This is a genomic window from Algoriphagus sp. SE2 (assembly GCF_039563885.1).
Classification (GTDB): Bacteria; Bacteroidota; Bacteroidia; order Cytophagales; family Cyclobacteriaceae; genus Algoriphagus.
Genome location: NZ_JBCLWJ010000006.1, coordinates 20,729 through 43,856, shown reverse-complemented (window position 1 = coordinate 43,856; position 23,128 = coordinate 20,729). Strand labels below are relative to the sequence as shown.

Genomic DNA, 23,128 nt, shown 5'->3' with positions numbered 1-23,128 from the left:
GTAATTTATTGGAATCAGGATTTACTAGATAGCGATATCGTAAACTTTTACCGTTTTCCACATATGAGAATATTTTTCAATAAACTCCAAATGAAGCGGATCGGATTGGTAAATATCCTGGTCTTCTAAACTATCAAAGAAAATGGTACAAGATACCTGAAAGGAATGGTCTACCACATCTCTCTCAGCAGTGGGAGCTGGAGTCCCCGCAATAAATTTTCCTACGGTTTTGCATTTGCCCAACATTGGAACAGCTTCAGTTAAAAACTCTTGTGTGTTAGCAACATCATGCAGGTAAAAATAAACCTGATGAATCATTTTTTGTTTTGCCATTTCTTTAGCGATTGAATTAAAAGGTAATACGGCAGCAGCACCTGCTACGCCTACTGATTTTAAGAATTGTCTTCTGGTTTTCATATCTGTAGATGGAACGTAGGATTCAATTTCTTATAAAGAGGAAATTGAATCCTCAAAGATTCTAAAGATAAAAATTTATATTACTTTTCGATAACTGTTTGATTTTAGCCTTTGATTTAATGTTTTTTTTCAAGAAATTCTTTCAAAATATAAACCCATGAATTATCGTAAACTAGGTAAAACAGGATTTGAAATATCAGAAATAGGACTAGGAACATGGCAAGTAGGCGGAGGCTGGGGAAAACCATTTAATCCTAAGATTGCTGAGGAATTGTTGCATAAAGCTTTTGATAAGGGTGTAAATTTTGTCGATACCGCGGATGTTTACGATGCTGGTTTGAGTGAAGCTGCTGTCGGAAAAGTCGTTAGAGAGCGATCTGAAAAAATATACGTTGCTACTAAATGTGGGAGAAGAATTCAGCCACATGTAAATGAGGCATACACAACAGAAAAACTGAGAAGGCATGTGGAAGATAGCTTGAGAAATACCGGTCTTGAAAGATTAGACCTGATACAATTGCATTGTCCACCAGAACCTGTTTATAAAAGAGATGAGATTTTTAAGTTGTTTGAAGACCTTAAAAAAGAGGGTAAAATTGCTGCTATGGGAGTAAGTGTGGAGAAGGTAACGGAGGGTTTGAGTGCCATCAAATATGAAATCGTATCATCAATCCAGGTGATTTATAATATTTTTCGTCAAAAACCAGTGGAGATACTTTTTAGGAATACTGCAAAAAACAACATTGGAGTGATTGTCCGTGTACCTCTTGCAAGTGGTTTATTAAGTGGTAAAATCACTCCGGAGACAATTTTTTCAAAAGATGATCATAGATATTTTAATAGAGAGGGAAAGGCGTTTGATAAAGGAGAGACATTTTCCGGAGTTCCTCTTGAAAAAGCATTTTCTGCAATAGAGGCTTTGAAAAAAGAGTTAGGTTCAAGTATTTCTTTAGCAGCATTTGCCTTGAAATGGATTTTAATGTTTCCGGAAGTGAGTACAGTAATTCCTGGAGCTTCTAAGTTAAGTCAGGTAGAGTCTAATGTTCAGGTTTCTGATTTAGGTCCACTCACAAAGGAGCAAATGCAACTCGCGAAAAAGGTTTACAATAAATATATCAAACCAGAAGTGCATCTTTTATGGTAAAAAAAATCCCGTAAATGAGAATTTACGGGATATAAATATATAATAAGGATTAAGTTATTAAGCTTCTTTTTTTGCCATTCTAGTTCTCTCTCCTTCATCTAAGAAAATCTTTCTCATACGGATGCTTTTCGGAGTTATCTCTAAATATTCATCTTTTTGGATGTATTCCATTGATTCCTCTAAGGAGAATTTTACTGCAGGAGCAATCTTGGTATTGTCATCAGAACCAGAAGCACGCATGTTTGTCAATTTCTTTCCTTTTTGAACATTCACTACGATATCATTCTCTCTGTTATGAGCTCCGATCACCTGACCTCCGTAAAGCTCAGTTCCTGGATCGACAAAGAAAGTCCCTCTATCCTGAAGTTTATCAATTGCGTATGCAGTGCATTGACCACCATCCATAGAAATAATTGAACCTGTGTTTCTTTCAGGAATATTTCCTTTGAAAGGCTCATAAGAAGTAAATCTATGGTTCATGATTGCTTCTCCTTGAGTTGCTGTCAACACGTTATTTCTAAGACCGATCAAACCTCTGGAAGGGATTTTGAATTCTAAATGCTGAAGATCTCCTTTTGGCTCCATAATCAACAATTCACCCTTTCTTTGAGTAGCAAGTTCAATTACTTTACCTGCTGACTCGGCAGGAACATCTACTACTAAGGTTTCGATTGGTTCATGTTTTACTCCATCTATTTCTTTGTAGATTACTTGAGGTTGACCAACTTGAAGTTCGTATCCTTCTCTTCTCATTGTTTCAATCAAAACAGACAAGTGAAGAATTCCACGTCCATAAACCAAGAATTTGTCCTCAGAGTCAGTAGGCTCAACTCGCAATGCAAGGTTTTTCTCAGTCTCCTTCATCAATCGGTCTCTTAAGTGACGAGAGGTCACAAATTTACCTTCTTTACCAAAAAATGGAGAGTTATTGATGGTGAAAAGCATATTCATCGTCGGCTCATCAATTGAAATCCTCTTTAAAGGCTCAGGATTTTCAGCTGCTGCAATGGTATCACCTATTTCGAAATCCTCAATCCCTGTTACCGCACAAATATCTCCTGCTACAACTTCAGAAACCTTAGCTTTTCCAAGACCTTCAAATGTATGAAGCTCCTTGATTCTTACTTTTTTGAAAACATCGTCTACTTTACAAAGGGTTACTTGAGATCCTTCTTTGATAGTTCCTCTCTTTACTCTTCCAATAGCGATACGTCCCACAAAGTTGTTATAATCCAAAGAAGTGATTTGCATCTGAAGAGAACCTTCTTCAATTTTTGGAGCAGGAATATGATCTACGATTGCATCAAGCAATGGAACAATAGAATCAGTTGGGTTTTTCCAATCAGGACCCATCCAATTTTGTTTTGCAGAACCATAAAGCGTTTGGAAATCCAATTGCTCTTCTGTGGCGTCAAGATTGAACATTAAGTCAAAAACAGCTTCATGAACTTCATCAGGACGGCAGTTTTCCTTGTCTACCTTATTTACTACCACAATAGGAGTCAATCCTAAATCAAGGGCCTTTCCAAGAACGAATCTTGTTTGCGGCATAGGACCTTCTAAAGCATCTACCAAAAGGATCACGCCATCAGCCATTTTCAATACACGTTCTACTTCACCGCCAAAATCGGCGTGACCAGGAGTGTCAATGATGTTGATTTTGGTATCTCTGTATCGAACGGAAACGTTTTTAGATAGAATAGTTATCCCTCTTTCACGTTCTAAGTCGTTATTGTCCAAGATCAGATCATCGAACTGTTGATTCTCTCTGAAAATTTTTGAAGCATGTATGATTTTATCAACCAAGGTAGTTTTGCCGTGGTCAACGTGTGCGATGATCGCGATATTCCGAATATTCTGCATGGTTTGCCTAATTAAGGCGCAAAAGTACGAATAATATTTGGGAATCAGGTTATCAAATCGTGAAGTATAAACTTAAAAGTCTGAAAATCTATCAATGAATACTAATGGGATTTTTTCTTGCAAAACTTTCATATCAATGAAGATTTTGATTTAATCTTCCATAATTCATAAATGCTTAAAGAATGCAAGACAATCAGAAAGCAAAATCCTATGCTAAATTAAGGAAAGAATCAGGCATCATATCTGTCCATCCAAACAGCCTACGAAAATTAAGAAATAGGTTGTAAAAGTGAAGAGAGAAGATAATTAATTGTGTAAGCTTTGTATTGAATATCTAGGATATTTTCTCCATATGCTTGCTTAAAAGCTTTTTATGTCTATTTAATTTGTAAATTTTTGTGCCATGGATTATCAACAGCTTATTGAAGAAGTATATCATCAAGTTCAAGAAGAGAATTTGAAAGGCAAAGTAGCAGACTATATCCCTGAAATTGCTACTGTTGACCCTAATCAGTTTGGGATAGCTTTAATAGATCTCAAAGGGAATGTGTATGGCGTAGGAGACCATAATGTGCCATTTTCTATTCAGAGTATTAGTAAAGTTCACACATTGACGATGGTTTTCAATGTGTTTAATTCCAAGCTTTGGTCAAGGGTGAATGTAGAGCCAAGTGGTGATCCTTTTAATTCTATTGCCCAGCTTGAATACGAAAAGGGAATACCAAGAAATCCATTTATCAATGCCGGAGCTTTGGTGATTACTGATGCCTTGTGCAGTAAATTTGAATCTCCAGTTGATCAAATTATCGAATTTATCAATGAACTGGTGGGAGACACTTGTGTTAAAATTAATACCCATGTCAAAAAATCCGAGTTGAATCATGGGGAGCGAAATACTGCACTTGCTTATTTTCTCAAATCTTTTAAAAACTTTAATAATCCTATTGATCAGGTGCTGGAAGTATATTTTTCACATTGTGCTATGGAAATGAGTTGTGTAGATCTAGCCAAGTCCTTTTCGTATTTGGCTAATAACGGGTATTCAATTTTTGCCAACCGACAGATTTTATCAGAAAGTAGTGCCCGCCGTATCAATGCACTTATGCTAACTTGTGGGTTTTACGATGAAGCAGGAGAATTTGCATATAAAGTAGGTTTACCAGGCAAAAGTGGAGTGGGAGGAGGAGTGGCGGCTGTGATGCCGCATAAATTCAGTATTGCGGTATGGAGTCCTGAACTTAATGAAAAGGGTAATTCAGTTAAATCTATTAGAGCCTTAGAACTCCTGACAGATAAACTGGCATTCTCTTTATTTTAAATCTGAAAGTTTATTTTTCTAAAAATGGGGTAAATACCTCTTTCCACAAAGCATATCCTTTTTCATTCATATGGAGGTTGTCTTGAATAAAAATATCAGCTCTTGGAACCCCTGTTTTATCCAGCATGATGTCCCAGACATTTACAAAATTTACGTTTTCATGTCCTGTGCAATATTGACGCATCAAATCATTAAGTACCAAATAAGAAGTTTTAAGTTCCCATCTTGATGGGCTTGGTTTGGCGGCTATTAAATTTACGGTGGTGTTTGGGAGTTGTTTTTGAATTCTGGTTACAATTTCATCCAAAGTGGTCATTATTTCAGTTGCCGTTTCTCCACCATTTATGTCGTTGTCACCTTCATAAATAAAAACAGTTGATGGCTCAAGTCGTAAGACCAGTGGGAAAAGCTGCGCTGCTAAATCTTTTGCCGTCGAACCTCCAAAACCAGTATTTATAATTGGAGTATTTGGGAAATCATTTTGAAGGTTTTTCCACATTCTGACGCTGGAGCTTCCAGTGAATACAACACTTCCTTTTGACCATCCAATGCTATCAATTCTGTGGCTGATATTCGCAACCTCATTATCAAATCTATTTTCTTGAGCAAAAGCTATTGAAGAGCCAATTATGAAGGAAAATAGTAAAGCGATTAATCTGCATTTGTTTTTCATATATTAAATATATTCTCTTTTAGGGAATGCCCAAAACCGTCCATAACATGCACATTGCCGAACACTTCGGACATTCTTTAGTATTGTACACATTTATTTTCGTCACAATAAATTATTAATAATAGGCCAATAAAGCCTGTTTTTGATGATTTCGTCACATTTTGTGTAAGCGGTCCACAAAATCAACATTTTTGGAGAAGTTTTAGCGTTAATAAAGCAGATCATTCCAAATACCCTTTTCATGGAGCAACTCACTCGTTTTTTCTGGTTTTGCAGTGGAGCTAACTTTTCTTTGCTGAAAAGATCTCCAACCGAATCAAACAAATATATTGGCATTGGTGCCACAGTTTTTTTTACAGGACTTTTAGCCGCAATAGCAGCAGGATATGCCTTGTACACTGTTTTTCAATCCATTTGGCCAGCTATCTTATTCGGTTTGCTTTGGGGATTAATGATTTTTAATCTGGATCGATTTATAGTTTCCAGTATGAGGAAAAGAGAAAATGCATGGTCAGAATGGAAGCTCGCTATTCCTAGGTTGGTCTTGGCAGTTCTATTGGCATTGGTTATTTCAAAGCCTCTTGAGTTAAAAATGTTTGAGCGTGAAATTAATCGAAAAATTGACGAAAAAAGAACTGAGTTTATCACTCAATCAAAAGCAAATTTAGCAAAAGGATTTCCAGAGATTCTGGAATTAGAAACCAGAATTGATTCGCTTAAAGCAGAAGTAAAATCGGCGGAAGATTATCGGGATCAACTTCAAAGAGAGTATGACGCAGAAAGGTTTGGAGAGAAGACAGCCAGTACCAGTGGAATAGTTGGGCTGGGTACCAATGCTAAGAAAAAGGAGCAACAGCTGGATGCTTCCCAAGTTGCATTGAATGATTTGAGAAAAAGAAACCAGGTCAGAATAGATACTTTGGAGGCTCAAATTCGAGAGTTTATGGCTTTACGACAAGCTGAGTTTGAAAAACAACATCCGGGGATCGAGGGATTTGATGGTTTAGCTGCCAGAATGGATGCATTGGCAATTTTAACGGAAGAGAGTTCAGCAATGGCTTTGGCGAATGTATTCATCATGTTATTGTTTATTGCGATAGAAACTGCTCCGATATTTGTTAAACTGATATCACCCAGAGGTCCTTACGATGAATATCTCGAATTACATGAAGATCGAGTTAGGCTTTTTAAAAGTGAAAAATGGACCAAAGCAAAAGGAGAATCTGAGGCTAGAGTGGATTATTTTCAAGAAACCCATTTCTATGCTACAGACTTGAATAAAGAAAAGACCAATAGAAAAAACAAAGCACAATCTATGTCGGAAATCGCGAAAATTGAATCCAAATATCAAATCTGAATTTTGAAGACGGGTGTATAAAGAAATTCAAGATTCCTTGTCACAGAATCGCTTTCTCGCCTAAGCTATCTAATTGGTCCATCGTATTACTTACTGATTTCCATTCTGCGAAGCCTATAATTTTAATAATGAAGGATAAAAATTTCCCTGGATTTATAAGCTTTCTTGCTAGCGTGGAGATTTTTTTATCCCTTTCTTCAATTAGAAATTCTTTATCAGAAGCGGAATAATATTCCCCTGCATATTTCCATGCGCCGTCCCTGGCAAGTTCGATACTGAAGTTTAAAAGCATCTCATCTTTTCCCTTGGCCAATGGGATTAAGAGCCCAAAAATAGGAGATACTTTGCTGATGTTTTCTTTAACTCCATCAACCAACTCAGCTAAAATGGAATTGATTTTATTAAAATCATTTTGAATTCCTTCCAAAGGCTCTTCTCCCATAGTCTCAGCAGCAGAAATCCCCAAGTCCAAATTGATATGTGCATTGATTCCTAAAAATAAGTTTTGTAGCACGAGATATTTTCCCGATTTACTAGCTTCGAAAGCTTCAATCCAGCTGTGGGTAGTTTTTTGGCCTGATTTCCAACTATCATAGGCATCAATAAATCGACTGGCAAAGAGAATATCCAGTTTTTCCATTCTTGGATTGTCTTGAAATTCTAACTCAAGAATCCCTTTTTTAATCCTTCTGGTTACCTGCCGATAAAGAATTGCAAAATATCCAATTCTGGAATTTTCATGCCTACACTCATCAACAATTTGATCCATTCGAAGCAGTACGTCATTTATCGTTTTCATAAGGGTCAAATGAAAAATTTCTCTAAAATGTCACCAACATAAAAAGCTACTACTGCTGCTAAAAGACCTAAGGCCACTGTTTCAGATATGCTTTTTAAACTAGACGTTTGGTTAACATTGGATTTCAGCCAACCTACGATAACAAAAGCTCCCGCTGTCAAAATGCTCGTCCATAAAAAAACATTTATTGATGAAGGGTTGAAAAATGTCCAGAGATAAACTAATAAAGGAATAAAGCCTACCAGAATAAATGATATAAATGTGGCTAAACCGATTTTAAAAGGACTTTTTGTCTCTTCCATCAAATTAAGTTCATCTTTCATCATTTCAGCAACCCATAGATCCTTGTTGGAAGTAATTTGATCTACTACTTTCTCCAATAACTCTCCCTTGAATCCTTTTGCTTTATAAATGTCCACAATTTCTTCTCTTTCAATATCTGGAAGGTTTTCAATTTCCCAGTATTCTATCGCCTCGTGTTTTTTGTAATTCTCTTGATTACTCTTTGCAGATAAGAAAGCACCAACGGACATTGAAAAACCATCTGCAAGTAAATTTGCAAAGCCCAGAATTATAATAATTCCTGGTGCTAAGTCTGCGCCAAAACCACCTGCAACTACCGCAAATGTGGTTACAGCACCATCTATACCTCCATAAACAAATTCACCTAAGTATTCTTGAACTTTCCGGAAATACTTACTCTCTTGGTGGATATTAGCTTCATTCATTTAGTTCAAATTTTTTTGGAAAAAGCGTTTTACATTTTCCCCCATAATTGCCTTGATTTCACTTTCTGTGAAACCTTCATTTAGGAGGCCTTCAACGATAATTGGGAGTCCTGTGATATCAAAAGGGACTGCTACTGCGCCATCGTAATCAGATCCCAATGCAATATGTTCTATTCCTACCAAATCTCTGATATGCTTCATAGAAGCTATAATTCCATCTAATTCAGGTTCCCCCACTGCCATATCAAAAAAGGCAATTCCGATTATGCCACCATTTGCTGCAATTCTTTTGATTTGGTCATCAGTAAGGTTTCGTTGAGAATCTAAAACCGCACGGACTCCAATATGAGAAACCATTACAGGTTTATTCGTCATATTTAAAACGTCATCGATTATAGCGGGAGAACAATGAGCCAAATCAATAAAAATATTCAACTCATTCATTTTTTTGATGACGGATTTTCCAAAATCAGTCAATCCAGCTCCATTTTCTCCATGAGCTGAGCCACCAAGTTCGTTATCAAAAAAATGTGTCAAGCCTATCATTCTCACGCCAGACTCATACACTTTATCAAGATTTTCTAAAGAGCCTTCCAAAGCATGGGCACCTTCAATCCCAAGCATGGCCCCTACAATGAACTTATTGTTTTTTCTTGCTTCAATTAATGATTCAAAGCTTTTTCTATCTTTTACAAAAATTACTTTTCCATTCTCTTTTTCTATAAACTCATGAAGGCTTTCTGCTTGTCCCAAAGTTCTGTTGATTAAACTAAACCACTGATTGGGTGCATTTCCTTGAGCAATTGTTAAGGGAGTAATATTATCAAAAGTGTCAGCACTATTGCTTTCCATATTTTGGCCAGAAGGTGATTTGGAAACTATAGTGAACATTTCTAATGCGATATTGCCTTCTCTCATTCTTGGAAAATCCACACTTCCTATATCGCTTTTGACAGTTAGGTCTCTTCCCCAAAGCAGTGCATCACAGTGTAAATCAGAGATAAAATCCAACCTGTCATAGATTTCCTGAGCCTCAGAAGATACTGAATATGGAGGAGCCAATTTTACCGGATTCCTTTGTTCCTCGATATAGGATGGGACAAAAAGGGTTGCCAGAAAATAGATCAGGGTAATTACTCCAAGCGTGATTAATGATTTCTTCATAGCTATTGAATAAGCAAATGAAGATAATGAAAAATGCGATGAAAGGGCAATTGCTGGAAGTTTAGCTTTCTGCTAAATATTCTTCTCCTGTTTTAATGCTGCTGAGATTTTGGAGTTCATCTTCAGTAAAAAGCTTTGACCGAATAATAAAACGGATCCCCATTGGTATTTCTATAGAAAAGCTGCTTCCCCGACCGGGGGTAATGTCGAGAGTAAGTTGCGTGTGTTTCCAATATTCGAATTGATCTGCACTCATAAAAAAGTCGCAACCATAAACTTCTCCCATCCATATATCCTGACTCCCTACTTTGAAATCACCTTTTTCGAAACACATAGGAGAGGAGCCATCACAGCAACCGCCACTTTGGTGAAACATGAGTTCGGAACCAAAGCGCTTTCTAAGTGTGTCTATTACTTCTTTAGCTTTATCAGTGATTAGTACTCTTTGAATTGGATCCATAGAAATGAGGGTTTAATGTTAAAGGAAAGAAAGGCAGAGGAAAATTCCCCTGCCTTTTCTGGTTTATTTAGATTGACAATTAAAAGAATCCTAATTTCTCCTTGCTATATGAGATAAGCATGTTTTTGGTTTGTCTATAATGATCGAGCATCATCAAATGATTTTCTCTACCGAATCCAGATTTTTTATAGCCTCCAAATGGTGCGTGTGCAGGATAAGCATGATAGCAGTTTACCCAAACTCTTCCTGCCTGAATTGCTCTAGGTACTTGATAAAGTTCGTGAGCATCTCTTGACCAAAGTCCTGCTCCTAATCCATACATAGTATCATTTGCGATCTCTATTGCCTCCTCGGTTGTTTTGAAAGTAGTGACGCAAGTGACAGGCCCGAATATTTCCTCCTGAAATACACGCATCTTATTATTTCCTTTAAAAATGGTAGGCTTGATGTAATAACCTGTTTCTAAGCCTGAGTTTAAACTTGCGCTTTCTCCTCCGCAAAGAGCCACAGCACCTTCTTGTTTTCCAATATCTAAATAGGAAAGAATTTTCTCATACTGATCATTAGAAGCTTGTGCTCCCATCATGGTATCTTCGGCAAGGGGATGACCCAGTTTGATGGCTTTCGTTCGCTCAATAACCCGTTCCATAAACTTGTCATAAATATCTTCATGGACAAGAATTCTTGAAGGACAAGTACAGACTTCTCCTTGATTCAAGGCAAACATTACAGCTCCTTCAACTGCCTTGTCGAAGAAATCATCATCAGCGTCTGCAACTGATTTCATAAAAATATTTGGTGATTTACCACCGAGTTCCATCGTTACGGGAATTAGATTCTCAGATGCGTATTGCATTATTAATCTACCTGTGGTGGTTTCTCCGGTGAAAGCAACTTTTGCGACTCTTTTTGAAGTAGCTAGCGGTTTTCCTGCCTCTGCCCCAAATCCTGAAACTACGTTTATTACACCTGGTGGTACAACATCAGCTATTAGTTCCATCAAGACCATAATACTTGTTGGCGTTTGTTCTGCTGGCTTCACTACGGTACAGCAGCCAGCTGCCAAAGCAGGAGCAATTTTCCAAGTGGCCATTAACAACGGGAAATTCCAAGGGATGATTTGTGCAACTACACCTAATGGCTCGTGAAGAGCAATACTTACTGTGTTTTCATCATGCTCTGAAATTGTACTTTCATCTGCTCTAATTACGCCAGCAAAATACCTAAAGTGATCTATGCAAAGAGGTAGATCTGCAGCTCTTGTTTCTCTTAAAGCTTTTCCGTTATCTACCGTTTCAAGTCTTGCCAACATCTCAAGATTCTCTTCTATGATGTCGGCAATTTTGTTAAGAACTCTACTTCGTTCTGTAGGAGAAGTTTTAGACCATGTTTTAAAAGCAACGTGTGCTGCATCAATAGCTTTTTCTACATCTTCTTTATTTCCTCTTGCAGCTTTGGTAAAAGCTTTACCATCGATCGGCGAAATATTATCGAAATATTCTCCAGATGCTGGGGCTACCCATTTTCCTCCGATAAAATGATCATATTTTTCTTTCACTTGTGGTCTTTCCACAGGCTTGGATTTAGATAATGTTAGTGTTGTCATAATAGACGGTTATTTTGGTTTGAATCAAATCTCTTTATTTTTTTAGCTAAAAAATTACACTAGATGGTCATCCCATCAACCTATATTGATATTTTTAAAAAAATCCTATTCTGAAAAACCATTAATAAAGAAACAATGCATCTATGAGAAGCGTTGAATTTTTAGTAATATAACTTATGGCCCAAAATAATTTTATAGCTGGAGTGCCTTGGAGAAATACTAGGGATTTAAAAACACTTGTAGAGAACAGAACTACCTACACCCTGGAAAATTGTGAGCTTAATATTTTTGAAACGCATCAGCAGGCAAAAGATGTTAAATTGGTTTTTGACAATCTTGTTTTAACCACCATGCTTAAGGGTAAAAAGGTGATGCATTTGTTCGATAAGCCTGGTTTTGATTATGTTCCGGGAGAATCGGTAATAGTTCCTCCAAATGAAGTGATGAAAATCGACTTTCCGGAAGCCCAATTAGATAATCCTACTCAATGTATTGCCCTTTCTATATCGAAAGAAATGATTGAGGCAACCTTTAACCTACTTAATGAAAAGTTTCCAGATAAAATGATTTCTAAGGATTGGGGACTTGATTTAAGCTATTTCCATCTGATTAATACAAAGGATCTCTCTGAAATCATAAATAGATTTATCCGAATAGGAGTAAAAGACGGATCAAAAGAGAAAGATCTTATTGCTACGCTTGCTTTGAAGGAGTTATTGATTCGGTTAAGTCAAACCCAGGCCAGAGAAATGATGGAAATGACTTATAAGGAATTGGCAGCGGGGAATAGAATGGCTCATGTTATAGAATACATAAAAAATAATATAAGAGAAACGATTTCACTGGATGAACTGGCAAGCGAGGCATGTATGAGCAAATCGCACTTTTTAAGAACTTTCAAGCAGGATATGGGTCTTACTCCTATGGAATTTGTTCTTCACGAAAGGCTAAAATTAGCTAAGCAATATCTTCAACTTGGTGAATATCAGATTCAGGAAGTTTGCTATATGTCGGGCTTTAGAAATATCACATATTTCATTCGGGCATTTAAACAAGAATTTGGACTAACGCCAAAAGTTTATCAAACGCATTCCAGTGGTTTCTTATCAAAATAAATTTTTTAAAATTTTTAATCGTTTTTGTGAGATTTAATTCATTTTTATTAAGTTTAGAAAATAATATAAGTCATAAAAACAAATCAACAGGCATCTTTGCCAAACTTTATTTGGTTTTAGACGATTGACAATAGACCCACTCAAGGGGCTTTTTTCGAAAAGCCCCTTTTTTTTATTCCTCTTCAAATTTGTAGAAATGCTGAAATCAAAAAAAGTGGTTTAAAAAAATGATGTTTTTTGAAAGAAAAGTGTTGAAAACCCAAAAACCGGTTTAAAATTCATATCAAATCAAAATTTGATTAAAAATATAATTCTGCGGTAAATGCATTGAAATCTTTATGAATATTCTGAACTGTAGAAATTAAAGGAATTTTCAACAAATGTTAAAAACTCATAGGATTTGTTGCTTTCTGTTGGAAAATCGGTTTTAGCTATCAAAAAACTACACTTCTATTTTTCATAAAAATAATCTTTACACATACGTCTTAGACTTTCAAAAGTAATGTTTAGATATTTAAGTAGTAAAAAGAAAGTCATTCCAAATAGTTGGAATGACTTTCCGATCAATTAACCCATTACCAAAAACCTACTCTTTTATTTTAACACTTTTGCTTTCTAATAATTAATTCCAAAACTAATTCAATTTATTGTTAGACCCTGTGATTAATATCACACGACATCTTTATTGGTTTCCAGATTTTTTGTGTTGCTCGAACCAAACTGGTTTTTCTAGATCATTTGACTCTAAATACTCAACAATTATCTGAATATCTTCTTGGTTTAACTCAGGGTTTTTCATAAGCCCAAATCTTTTGATAGGTCCTTTCATCAATGCCTTTTCTTCCATCGGGTTTTTAACAAAATCCACCATAGTCCTAATGAACTGTTCACTTTCTGGATAGGCTTTTTTATAATGAGACTTAATTCCAAAAAGTGGAGGGGCTAGGATTTCATCATGAGAAGTGGTATTTGGATTATGGCATTGATAACAGTGCTTTTTTAATAAGATTAGCCCTTTGGGATCTTGAGATTCACCAGTCTGGAAAATCATTTCCTTATCGTTGATTTTCTCTGAACTATTCAGGATTAATAACAAGGAAAATAAAGCATATAGGATATTCATATTATTGATTGTTGCAGCTTGTTCTAGGACTGGAAATAATACTTTCATATTCAGACTGGGAAATATATATGGGAGTATAAATCAGACTGGAAAGACTAGCCAAACTTTCAAATGATCTCATATGATTCATCGAACCGCATTTTAGGTTTTCATAAAGAAAACTCAGTGTCGTATTGTTTGTCTCCGCTATTGCATTCTCCAAATCATAAATATCCAAGTCCTCAATTAGCAAGCCTACCAACAAAGCTTCATTTTGGGATTCGTTTACTTTTTCTAAAAGTTGGAGATACAAGTCTTGTATTTCAGGAATAGTAAATTCCCCAACATCCGTACTTCCATTTAATGGATCTGTAACCTGATACCTATTCATTGCATTTAAAACGGCTTCTATATGCTTAGTTTCGCTAGTTGCAATATTTTGGAATGCTAAAACTCCGTACTTGTCAAAAGCATTGATGTAGATATCATGAGCAAGTTTTTCTTCCTCCCGCATATAGAGAAGCGTAGTTTGATCAGCCTCAGTAAGACCACTTGTTTGCAATGGCTTTTCATCTTCTTGACAAGAAGATATGGATAATAGAATGAGGAAAAATCCAATGAGCTTTTTCATAACCTTTTCTAATTTTTAGGAAGGTCAGATTTTATTCGCTTTTAGGCAGTGATCTTTATCACGTACAGGAGATATTTAATGAAAAAAATGCTTGGTAAAATCCAAAAGTTTTTGTGGTAGGAAAAAAAATAGAATCGTTTTCTTACTCTACTAATACCTTTATAAGCTGTTGCTTTCTTTTGGCATATGAATAATTTTGATGAATTATCAAGGTACAGTTTTTTTGGAGTGATTTTAAATCCAGATTCGAAAGGGAATCTATAAGTTCATTTAGTTCATGGATGTTTTTTTGAGTTAGAAGAAGCCTAGGATCTCCAATAATTTCAGGAATTGCCCCTACTGCTGACCCAATGGGAATGCAACCACACGCCATGGCTTCTCCAAGCGAGTTTGGAAACCCTTCAGAAGTAGACAGCTGCAAATAAAATTGATGTGAATTATAAAGCGCCAAAAGTTCAGATGGGGATTGTTTACCTAAGATTGTGACGTTTTGATTGATCGACTTATAGTTTGGATCTCCCGCTAAAGTAAAGCTCCACTCGGGATGAGATTTTGCTAAATCCTCAATTAAATCATATCCTTTCACTCTTGCACGTGCAGGATTTGAAGTGCCTGTGGCTACAGAAAGAAAAGTAAACTTAGGCCTTGATAAATTGAGATTTTTCCAAAAATCAGTATCAAATCCATTAGGAATAATTTGAATAGGGGTTTTCAAATCTGGAATTAGGTTTAATAGACCCTGCTTAGGAGAAATCGATTGATCGAATTTGTATTCTTGTTTTACCAAGGCTTGAGCAACAGGAATAATTAAGCTGCAATTTTTAAAGCTGTAGACAGTGGCTTTTCTTAGCCATTTCTTTCTGAAATTACCATATCCGATTTTGGGCATATTTATACAATCAGTTCCTCCTGCTTCTATAATGCATTTCTTCCCAAATACTTTTCCAAACCAAACAGGTAAAACGGAATGGTAGCCACCGAAAAAACAGAGGTATTGCGTTGTTTTTGGTAAATACCATAAGAGCTGAAAAAACTGTAAGAAAAAGTAGAATGGAAGTTGAATTGGACTTTGAGTGAATTCTAAAGGCTTGATTGCCATTTGGGGACTGATCATTTCCAGGTCACGGTCAGTAAAAGCAGTACGAACTGGATAGGTGTAAATGATCATTTTTACTTTTTAAAATTAAAATAGCCCTTAAAACAGGAAAGGAGCAAGAAATCAAATGATTTGTTTCCTTGCTCCCCAATTATTTAGTAAATAAACCTAAATGACTACGTTTACAATCTTCCCTGGAACGACAATCATTTTCTTTGGAGCTTTACCATCCAGCCATTTTTGGACTATTTCATCAGCTAGCGCTGCTTTTTCAATCTCTTCTTTTGAAAGAGAGAGGTCCAATTGGATTTTAGCCCGCATTTTACCATTAATCATAACCGGATATTCAAAGGAACTTTCTATTAAATATTTTTCATCAAAAACAGGGAATGAAGCTTCTGTTATGGACGTGTTATGACCTAATAGACTCCACAATTCCTCAGAAATATGTGGTGCATATGGAGAAACCAAAATTGCCAATGGTTCCAAAATTTTACGTTTGTTAGTTTTTAATACGCTTAATTCATTCACACAAATCATAAAGCTGGAAACAGAAGTGTTGAATGAGAAATTAGCCATATCCTCTTCCATCTTTTTGATGGCTTTGTGTAGCGCTTTATATTCTTCTTTGCTCGGTTCTGCATCCGAAACCTGGAATTCCCCTCCTTGTGTATGGTAAAGATTCCAAAGCTTCCTCAAGAACTTAAATACACCGTCAATCCCATTGGTATTCCATGGTTTGAATTGCTCCAAGGGACCTAGAAACATTTCATAAAGTCTCAAGGTGTCTGCTCCGTACCGCTCAATGATATCGTCTGGATTGACAACGTTGTATTTGGACTTGGACATCTTTTCAACCTCAAACCCGCAGATATATTTTCCATCTTCCAAGACGAATTCTGCATCTGCTAAATCAGGTCTCCAAGCTTTGAATTTCTCAAGATTTAATTGATCGTTATAAACGATGTTTACATCGACGTGCATTTCTGAAGTATCAATTTTCTTTAATCCATGATACTCATAAGTTGGATTAAGATTAACGAACATTGATTTGAATTTTTCTTCAATCGTATTTTTATCCTCAATACTTAAAGTTCCATTTTGAATATCATCATGATATTTTTTGGATACGAATAACATTGGAAGGTTTGCCTTTTCTCCCTCCTGTCCTTTAGCTCCAGTGAATAAAGGTTTTACACGATATACAAAATTTGATCTACCCTGAATCATTCCCTGGTTGATCATCTTTTGGAAGGGCTCATCGATGCTGACTACTCCAAGATCGTAAAGGAACTTGGTCCAGAACCTTGAGTATAGTAGGTGTCCTGTTGCGTGTTCGGAACCTCCAATGTATAAATCTACTGCCCCCCAGTAATCAGTATTCTTTTTCGAAGCAAATTCGGTTTCATTTTTAGGGTCTGTGTATCTAAAGAAATACCAGCTTGACCCTGCCCAACCTGGCATCGTGCTCATTTCTAGAGGATATTCACCATCTGCTGTTTTATAGGTCCAATCTTTAGCTCTTCCAAGCGGAGGCGCTCCATCCTCGGTAGGTAAATATTTATCAACTTCTGGAAGAACCAGAGGTAGGTCCTTTTCTTCAATTAAATAAGGAAGTCCATCTTTGAAATAAACAGGAAGTGGCTCACCCCAATAGCGTTGCCTTGTAAAAATAGCATCACGCATTCTGAATTGGATCTTCCCTTTTCCAATGCCTTTTTCTTCCAAAAAATCAATGGCTTTGATCATGGCATCTTTCATGTAAAGATTGGAAATGAAACCAGAGTTGATGATCAGGCCACCTTTTCCTGGAAAAGATCCTTCTTCCATGGAGCCTTCGATCACTTGTCGGATCTCTAGGCCGAAGTGCTTTGCAAAGTTGTAATCGCGCTCATCATGAGCTGGAACTGCCATGACAGCACCTGTTCCATATCCTGCCAAGACATAATCTGCTACCCAAATTTGGATTTCTTCTCCATTAAAAGGATTAATAGCATATGAACCCGTAAACGCTCCAGAGATAGTTTTAACATCACTCATTCTTTCACGCTCAGAGCGGTTTTTCGCAACCTCAATGTAAGCTTCTGCTGTTTCTCTTTGATCTTCTGTTATCAATGCCGCAGCCAAATCTGATTCTGGTGCTAAGGCCAAATAGGTAACTCCATAAATAGTATCTACTCGGGTTGTAAATACCTTGATGGTTTCATTGGAATCTTTTACCTGGAAAATCACTTCAGCTCCAATGGATTTTCCGATCCAGTTTCGCTGCATTTCTTTGATTGGCTCTGACCAATCAACCTTGTCAAGCCCTTGTAACAATCTATCCGCATAGGCAGTGATTCTCATGGACCACTGCATCATTTTCTTTCTTTCAACGGGATGCCCACCTCTTTCAGAGAAACCATCTTTAACTTCATCGTTAGAAAGAACTGTCCCCAATGCAGGACACCAGTTTACAGTGGTTTCAGCAAGAAATGTTAATCTGTATTTCAACAGCATTTCCTGTTTTTCTTTTTCAGAAAATGCATTCCAGTCTTCAGCAGAGAATATTGGCGTTTCGTCGTCGCATGCTGCTTTAATACTTCGATTTCCTTCTTTTTCGAATCTTGAAACTAGTGAATCAATAGGGATTGCTTTATCTGCATCTTGATCATAATAGCTATTGAAAAGCTGCATGAAAATCCATTGCGTCCACTTGTAATAGGATGGGTCTGAAGTCCGTACCTCCTTGCTCCAATCGAATGCAAATCCTATGTTCTTTAATTGCTCTGTGTAGCGAGAGATGTTCTGTTCGGTAGTTATAGCTGGATGTTGACCTGTTTGAATCGCATATTGCTCCGCAGGTAAACCAAAACTATCATAGCCCATCGGGTGAAGGACATTATATCCTTTTAATGTTTTGAATCTAGCCACAATATCAGAAGCAATGTACCCTAGCGGATGGCCTACATGTAAGCCTGCACCTGAAGGATAAGGAAACATATCCAGTGTGTAGAATTTGGGTTTGTCAGGATTTACTTTGGCAAGGAAAGTTTGGTTCTTTTCCCAGTAAGCCTGCCATTTATTCTCAATTTCCCTAAATGTGTACTCCGCCATGATTAAAATATTCGTGATTTTTTAGCTAAACGCCTGCAAAAATAGAAAAATTGACTGGGTTTGGAATGAAAATCTCTAATTCCTCCTGTCTATTAATTATATCCACTGATCATTTTTTTGAAATCAACTCATGACTTTTTAGTATTTTTCAATTTACCAAACCATCAACCCTATGAAAATTTCTACTTTATTGAGGCAATCCCTCACAGTTTGTTTCACCTTATTAATCACTCAAATCTCTTTTGGCCAAAAAAAATACTCAGATAAGCAGAAAGAGGCTTTAAAGCAAGAGGCCCTTCAGATTGTTGAACAGGAGGCTAAAATGAGCCAGGTAATGGTCGATAAGATTTTTAGCTTCGCAGAATTAGGTTTTCAGGAAGTTGAGTCTTCCAAATATCTAACAGGTATTCTTCAAGAAAATGGATTCGAAATTAAAATGGGCGTTTCAGGTATTCCAACCGCATGGTTTGCAACATGGAGCAATGGTGAAGGACCGGTGATTGCCTTAGGTTCCGATGTAGATGATATTCCTAAAGCTTCTCAATACCCAGGAGTTGCCTACCATAAACCAATCATTGAGGGAGCACCCGGCCACGGGGAAGGTCACAATGCTGGTATTCCTTTGAATATCACTGCAGCTTTGGCAGTAAAGAAAATTATGGAAAGGGAAAATATTGGAGGAACTTTGATTCTTTGGCCAGGTATTGCTGAAGAATTGGTTGCGTCAAAAGCCTGGTTCGTCCGGGATGGACTTTTTGATGATATTGATATCTGTATTTTCACGCATGTTGGAAATAATTTAGGAGTGAGCTATGGTCAAGCTTCTGGGACAGGTTTAATTTCCGTAGAGTATACATTTAGTGGAGAGGCAGCACATGCAGCTGGTGCGCCTTGGAGGGGCAGAAGTGCATTGGATGCAGCCGAATTAATGAATGTAGGATGGAATTATAGAAGAGAGCATTTAGATCCATTAAAAAGATCGCATTCCATATTTACTGACGGTGGCGATCAGCCAAATGTAGTACCATCTAAAGCATCAATCTGGTATTATTTCAGAGATGTAAAATACGATGGAATTATGGAGATGTATGACGTGGCGAATAAAATGGCGGAAGGTGCTGCCTTGATGACTGATACTAAGATGACTTCTAAGATTCTCGGTACAGCATGGCCAAGACACTTTAATAAGGTAATTGCGGAAAAAATGTATGCGAATATCCTTAAAGTAGGATTGCCCGAATGGTCTGAAGAAGATCAAACGCTTGCTAAAGCAGTCCAGGAAGAAGTAGGAGCAACTAAACCTGAAGGGTTGCCAACTAAGCTTGATACCCTTCGCCTTCCTGTCACCACGCCCCGTTCCGGTGGTTCAGATGATATCGGAGATGTTTCATGGGTTCTACCAACAGTGACCTTGAGATTTCCTTCCAATATTCCGGGTCTACCGGGACATCACTGGGCAAATGCCATTGCCATGGCAACACCAATTGCTCATAAAGGTGTTACAGCAGGCGCGAAGGCAGAAGCAATGACAATTTTGGACTTTCTTTTAAACCCTGAATTAGTCGATGAAGCTTGGGATTATTTTGAAAATGTTCAGACTAAAGAAGAGGAATATAAACCAATGATTACTGCAGATGATCAGGCGCCTATATACTTGAACAAACAGATCATGGACCTATATCGTCCCATGATGGAGAAATATTATTACGATGAGACTAAATATGATTCTTATTTGGAGCAGTTAGGAGTGACATATCCTACTCTCAAAAAGGACTGATAAGAGGGTGTATTATTAAGGGAGATTAGCTTAAAATAAGGCAATCTCCTTTTTTTCATTTTTTCTGATACAAAACCTTACCTTTGCACCTGATTTTCACCAGCGGTTCAATTGCCCGCTTCAACAAAAATTCATGAAGACAGAAGAACTTATTGCAAAAGGCCTATCGCTTCCGATCATGGAGGCATTTTACACCATCCAAGGAGAAGGAAGATTTACAGGATATCCCGCTTATTTTATCCGGCTAGGAGGCTGTGATGTAGGATGTGTTTGGTGTGATGTAAAAGAATCTTGGGAGGCAGGTAAGTGGCCTGTGGAAAGTATTGATAAGATTGTAGCTGAAGCAGAGAAATATCCGGGAAGATTGGTTGTCATAACAGGAGGTGAGCCTTTAATGTATGACTTGGGGCCATTAACATCTTTATTGAAAGAAAAAGGATTCACTACCAACATTGAGACTTCTGGGGCTCATCCATTTTCCGGTGACTTTGATTGGGTATGTTTTTCTCCCAAAAAGTTTAAAAAACCTCATGAATCCATTTATCAAAAAGCAAATGAATTGAAAGTTGTAATCTTTCATTCAAGTGATTTTGAATTTGCAGAAGAGCATTCAAAGTTAGTAAATGAAGCTTGTGAATTGCGACTTCAGCCAGAATGGAGTAAAGCTTCAAAATTCACTCCTGAGATCATAAACTACACGAAATATCATCCAAATTGGAAAATTTCGCTTCAAACTCATAAATTTATGGACATACCCTAAGTCCATGAGACGAATTTTCGTAGGAATTCTGTTTTTGATCAATATTAGTCTGTCATTTGCACAGACCTATTCTATTATTGATGGTAAGGCAATCAAATTTTTTAAAGAAGCAGAAGAACTCACTCTTTCCAGACAGTATGATCAAGCTATAAAAAAATATCAAGATGCGATCAATAGAGAGGCTTCTTTCTTGGAAGCTTATGTTAAGATGTCGCAACTGCTCATTACTCAGGGTAGACTTGAAGAGGCTGAGGAAGTCGCCGAAGCAGGGAAAAAACGGCTGGCAGGAAAAAATGTCAGCACAAAAAATGTGGCAGATTTTGGATGGCTTTTTACAAATCTCTACATGGAGAAAGGAGAGTTCCAAAAAGCCTATGATGAATTTCGAAATACAGATCCCCTTTTTGATGAGGACTTCAGGAAAACGATGTACTATGTACAGATGAAATCTATGATTGACTTTTTGGAGGAACAGCTTGGTAACTCTATGTCTATTGAAAAGGAAAAACTATCCGATCCTCTTAATCAATTCCCGCTGCAATATTTTCCGGTTTTGACAGCAGATGGAGAACAAATCTTATTCACTAAAAGAGATGGTAAAGGGAATTTTGATAAGGAAGATATTTATACAGCCTATTCTGAGCCGGATGGTACCTGGAACAATCCAGTAAGTATAGCCGAAACAATAAACTCCCAATACAATGAAGGAACTTGTTCTGTAACGGCAGATGGGAATATTTTGATCTATACGAGTTGTGATGCGCCGGATTCGGAAGGAAGCTGCGATTTGTATATCGCTTATAAGGTGAATGGAAACTGGCAGCGACCAACTAACATGGGGAAAAAAGTGAATTCCAGATCATGGGATTCACAACCTTCTCTATCAGCTGATGGAAGAATTTTATTTTTTTCATCAAATAGAAGGGGGGGATTTGGAGGAAATGACATTTGGTATAGTGTAAGGCAAAATGATGGATCCTGGGCAGATGCCAAAAACTTGGGGAATATTGTGAATACTGCCAAAGATGAAATTTCACCTTTCATGTTTTTCAATAATGAAATTTTATTTTTCGCTTCAGATGGACACCAAGGTTTTGGAGGAATGGATATTTTTCTATCCCGAGTAAAAGGAGGTGAATTTTCCACGCCGGAGAATCTTGGGTTACCAATAAACGATCATTTAGATCAGGTGGCACTTTTTATTACAGCCCAAAAAGATTATGCCTATTTCACTGAACTTACTTCCGGGGAAAATGGTAATGATAGGTCACTTTTGTATCGATTTAAATTTCCAGAGTCGATTTATTTGGGGGAAAACCTGACAGTAACAGGAGGGAAAGTTTTCAATTCTAAAACTGGGGAACCGATTGATGCAACCCTCTCATTGGTCTCATTGACAAATGATAGCACACTTTACCAGTTCAAATCAGATGGGAAGACAGGAGATTTCATGATGCTTTATCCTGATAAATCTATTTCAGGGCTTTATGTTGAAAAGAAAGGGTTTATTCCAAAAATCTATAATGTGGAGCGAGATAAGCTTAAAAATGTCAAAGACCTGAATGTGGAATTAGTTCCCGTTGCCTCTGGAGAGGAATTTGTCTTTGAGAATATTTTCTTTGATTTCGATAAATACGAATTGAAAGCGGAGTCCATGTCATCTCTGAAGCGGCTTTTGAAATTTTTACAGGAAAACCAGAATGTAAATATTCTGATAACAGGTCATACAGATAATGTGGGGTCACCGAGCTATAACCAGCAGCTAAGTTTGCAACGGGCTAAAAGTGTCCAACAATATTTGGTGAATGAAGGGATGCATCCGGCTAGAGTGATGGTAGAAGGTAGAGGAGATAAAGACCCTGTAGCTCCAAATTCCAGCCCTGAAAATCAGGCTTTAAACAGGAGGATTACTGTAAAAGTCTTATAGTCGAAAAAATGAATTTCTCCCTTAGATTCAGTGTTTTTATTATCGAATGATTTATCACATTTTAAATAATATTACAAATTGATTTAAATAATTAG

Annotated in this window: 19 protein-coding genes; 7 read left to right on the top strand and 12 right to left on the bottom strand. The window is 37.0% G+C overall.

The features are described 5' to 3' along the window. Positions 1–24 precede the first annotated feature (24 nt). Entirely contained in the window at positions 25–417 is a 393-nt protein-coding gene (locus tag AAGF08_RS09020; RefSeq protein WP_343510830.1) for a Dabb family protein, read from the bottom strand. A 157-nt stretch (positions 418–574) separates the two neighbouring features. Here AAGF08_RS09020 and AAGF08_RS09015 point away from each other — a divergent pair, with 157 nt between their 5' ends. Further along, on the top strand, positions 575–1,561 hold the full coding sequence (locus tag AAGF08_RS09015; RefSeq protein ID WP_343510829.1) for an aldo/keto reductase: 987 nt from the start codon (positions 575–577) through the stop codon (positions 1,559–1,561). 57 nt (positions 1,562–1,618) lie between these two features. Here the strand turns inward: AAGF08_RS09015 and typA are convergent, their stop codons facing one another. Further along, complete coding sequence (typA, locus tag AAGF08_RS09010) at positions 1,619–3,424, bottom strand: translational GTPase TypA (protein ID WP_343510828.1); 1,806 nt, start codon at positions 3,422–3,424, stop codon at positions 1,619–1,621. Between the two features lie 403 nt (positions 3,425–3,827). On the opposite strand from typA, the gene AAGF08_RS09005 reads away from it, so the two are divergent. Continuing rightward, positions 3,828–4,742 carry a glutaminase gene (locus AAGF08_RS09005; RefSeq protein ID WP_343510827.1) on the top strand — a complete coding sequence of 305 codons (915 nt, stop codon included), beginning with the start codon at positions 3,828–3,830 and terminating at the stop codon, positions 4,740–4,742. A 10-nt stretch (positions 4,743–4,752) separates the two neighbouring features. Here AAGF08_RS09005 and AAGF08_RS09000 read toward each other — a convergent pair whose 3' ends face one another. Beyond that, positions 4,753–5,415 (bottom strand): GDSL-type esterase/lipase family protein, encoded by a 663-nt coding sequence (locus tag AAGF08_RS09000; RefSeq protein WP_343510826.1) that lies wholly within the window; start codon positions 5,413–5,415, stop codon positions 4,753–4,755. A gap of 241 nt (positions 5,416–5,656) precedes the next feature. Here AAGF08_RS09000 and AAGF08_RS08995 point away from each other — a divergent pair, with 241 nt between their 5' ends. Then, positions 5,657–6,772: a DUF4407 domain-containing protein gene (locus tag AAGF08_RS08995; RefSeq protein WP_343510825.1), complete on the top strand. Its 1,116-nt coding sequence runs from the start codon at positions 5,657–5,659 to the stop codon at positions 6,770–6,772. Between the two features lie 40 nt (positions 6,773–6,812). Here AAGF08_RS08995 and AAGF08_RS08990 read toward each other — a convergent pair whose 3' ends face one another. The 5 genes from AAGF08_RS08990 to AAGF08_RS08970 all read right to left on the bottom strand — a co-directional run bounded on the left by AAGF08_RS08990 (position 6,813) and on the right by AAGF08_RS08970 (position 11,529). Continuing rightward, a complete protein-coding gene (locus AAGF08_RS08990) occupies positions 6,813–7,571 on the bottom strand; it encodes a DUF5995 family protein (RefSeq protein WP_343510824.1) in 759 nt (252 codons plus the stop codon). A 5-nt stretch (positions 7,572–7,576) separates the two neighbouring features. Beyond that, entirely contained in the window at positions 7,577–8,299 is a 723-nt protein-coding gene (locus tag AAGF08_RS08985; protein WP_343510823.1) for a VIT1/CCC1 transporter family protein, read from the bottom strand. Then, positions 8,300–9,463 (bottom strand): dipeptidase, encoded by a 1,164-nt coding sequence (locus AAGF08_RS08980; RefSeq protein WP_343510822.1) that lies wholly within the window; start codon positions 9,461–9,463, stop codon positions 8,300–8,302. Between the two features lie 61 nt (positions 9,464–9,524). Then, positions 9,525–9,923 (bottom strand): DUF779 domain-containing protein, encoded by a 399-nt coding sequence (locus AAGF08_RS08975; protein ID WP_343510821.1) that lies wholly within the window; start codon positions 9,921–9,923, stop codon positions 9,525–9,527. A gap of 79 nt (positions 9,924–10,002) precedes the next feature. Continuing rightward, entirely contained in the window at positions 10,003–11,529 is a 1,527-nt protein-coding gene (locus tag AAGF08_RS08970) for an aldehyde dehydrogenase family protein (RefSeq protein ID WP_343510820.1), read from the bottom strand. A gap of 176 nt (positions 11,530–11,705) precedes the next feature. Here AAGF08_RS08970 and AAGF08_RS08965 point away from each other — a divergent pair, with 176 nt between their 5' ends. Then, the gene (locus tag AAGF08_RS08965; RefSeq protein ID WP_343510819.1) at positions 11,706–12,644 is read left to right on the top strand and encodes an AraC family transcriptional regulator; all 939 of its coding nucleotides are present in this window, start codon (positions 11,706–11,708) and stop codon (positions 12,642–12,644) included. A 682-nt stretch (positions 12,645–13,326) separates the two neighbouring features. Here the strand turns inward: AAGF08_RS08965 and AAGF08_RS08960 are convergent. The 4 genes from AAGF08_RS08960 to AAGF08_RS08945 all read right to left on the bottom strand — a co-directional run bounded on the left by AAGF08_RS08960 (position 13,327) and on the right by AAGF08_RS08945 (position 18,569). After that, positions 13,327–13,767: a c-type cytochrome gene (locus AAGF08_RS08960; RefSeq protein WP_343510818.1), complete on the bottom strand. Its 441-nt coding sequence runs from the start codon at positions 13,765–13,767 to the stop codon at positions 13,327–13,329. A gap of 1 nt (position 13,768) precedes the next feature. Continuing rightward, entirely contained in the window at positions 13,769–14,377 is a 609-nt protein-coding gene (locus AAGF08_RS08955) for a DUF2202 domain-containing protein (RefSeq protein ID WP_343510817.1), read from the bottom strand. 142 nt (positions 14,378–14,519) lie between these two features. Then, entirely contained in the window at positions 14,520–15,545 is a 1,026-nt protein-coding gene (locus tag AAGF08_RS08950) for a glycosyltransferase family 4 protein (RefSeq protein ID WP_343510816.1), read from the bottom strand. A 96-nt stretch (positions 15,546–15,641) separates the two neighbouring features. After that, on the bottom strand, positions 15,642–18,569 hold the full coding sequence (locus AAGF08_RS08945) for a class I tRNA ligase family protein (RefSeq protein ID WP_343510815.1): 2,928 nt from the start codon (positions 18,567–18,569) through the stop codon (positions 15,642–15,644). Positions 18,570–18,741: 172 nt separating this feature from the next. On the opposite strand from AAGF08_RS08945, the gene AAGF08_RS08940 reads away from it, so the two are divergent. From AAGF08_RS08940 to AAGF08_RS08930, 3 genes are all read left to right on the top strand, one after another. Then, positions 18,742–20,346 (top strand): amidohydrolase, encoded by a 1,605-nt coding sequence (locus AAGF08_RS08940; RefSeq protein ID WP_343510814.1) that lies wholly within the window; start codon positions 18,742–18,744, stop codon positions 20,344–20,346. Between the two features lie 133 nt (positions 20,347–20,479). Then, positions 20,480–21,106 (top strand): 7-carboxy-7-deazaguanine synthase QueE, encoded by a 627-nt coding sequence (locus AAGF08_RS08935; RefSeq protein ID WP_343510813.1) that lies wholly within the window; start codon positions 20,480–20,482, stop codon positions 21,104–21,106. Positions 21,107–21,110: 4 nt separating this feature from the next. After that, complete coding sequence (locus AAGF08_RS08930; protein WP_343510812.1) at positions 21,111–23,033, top strand: OmpA family protein; 1,923 nt, start codon at positions 21,111–21,113, stop codon at positions 23,031–23,033. Positions 23,034–23,128: the final 95 nt, after the last annotated feature.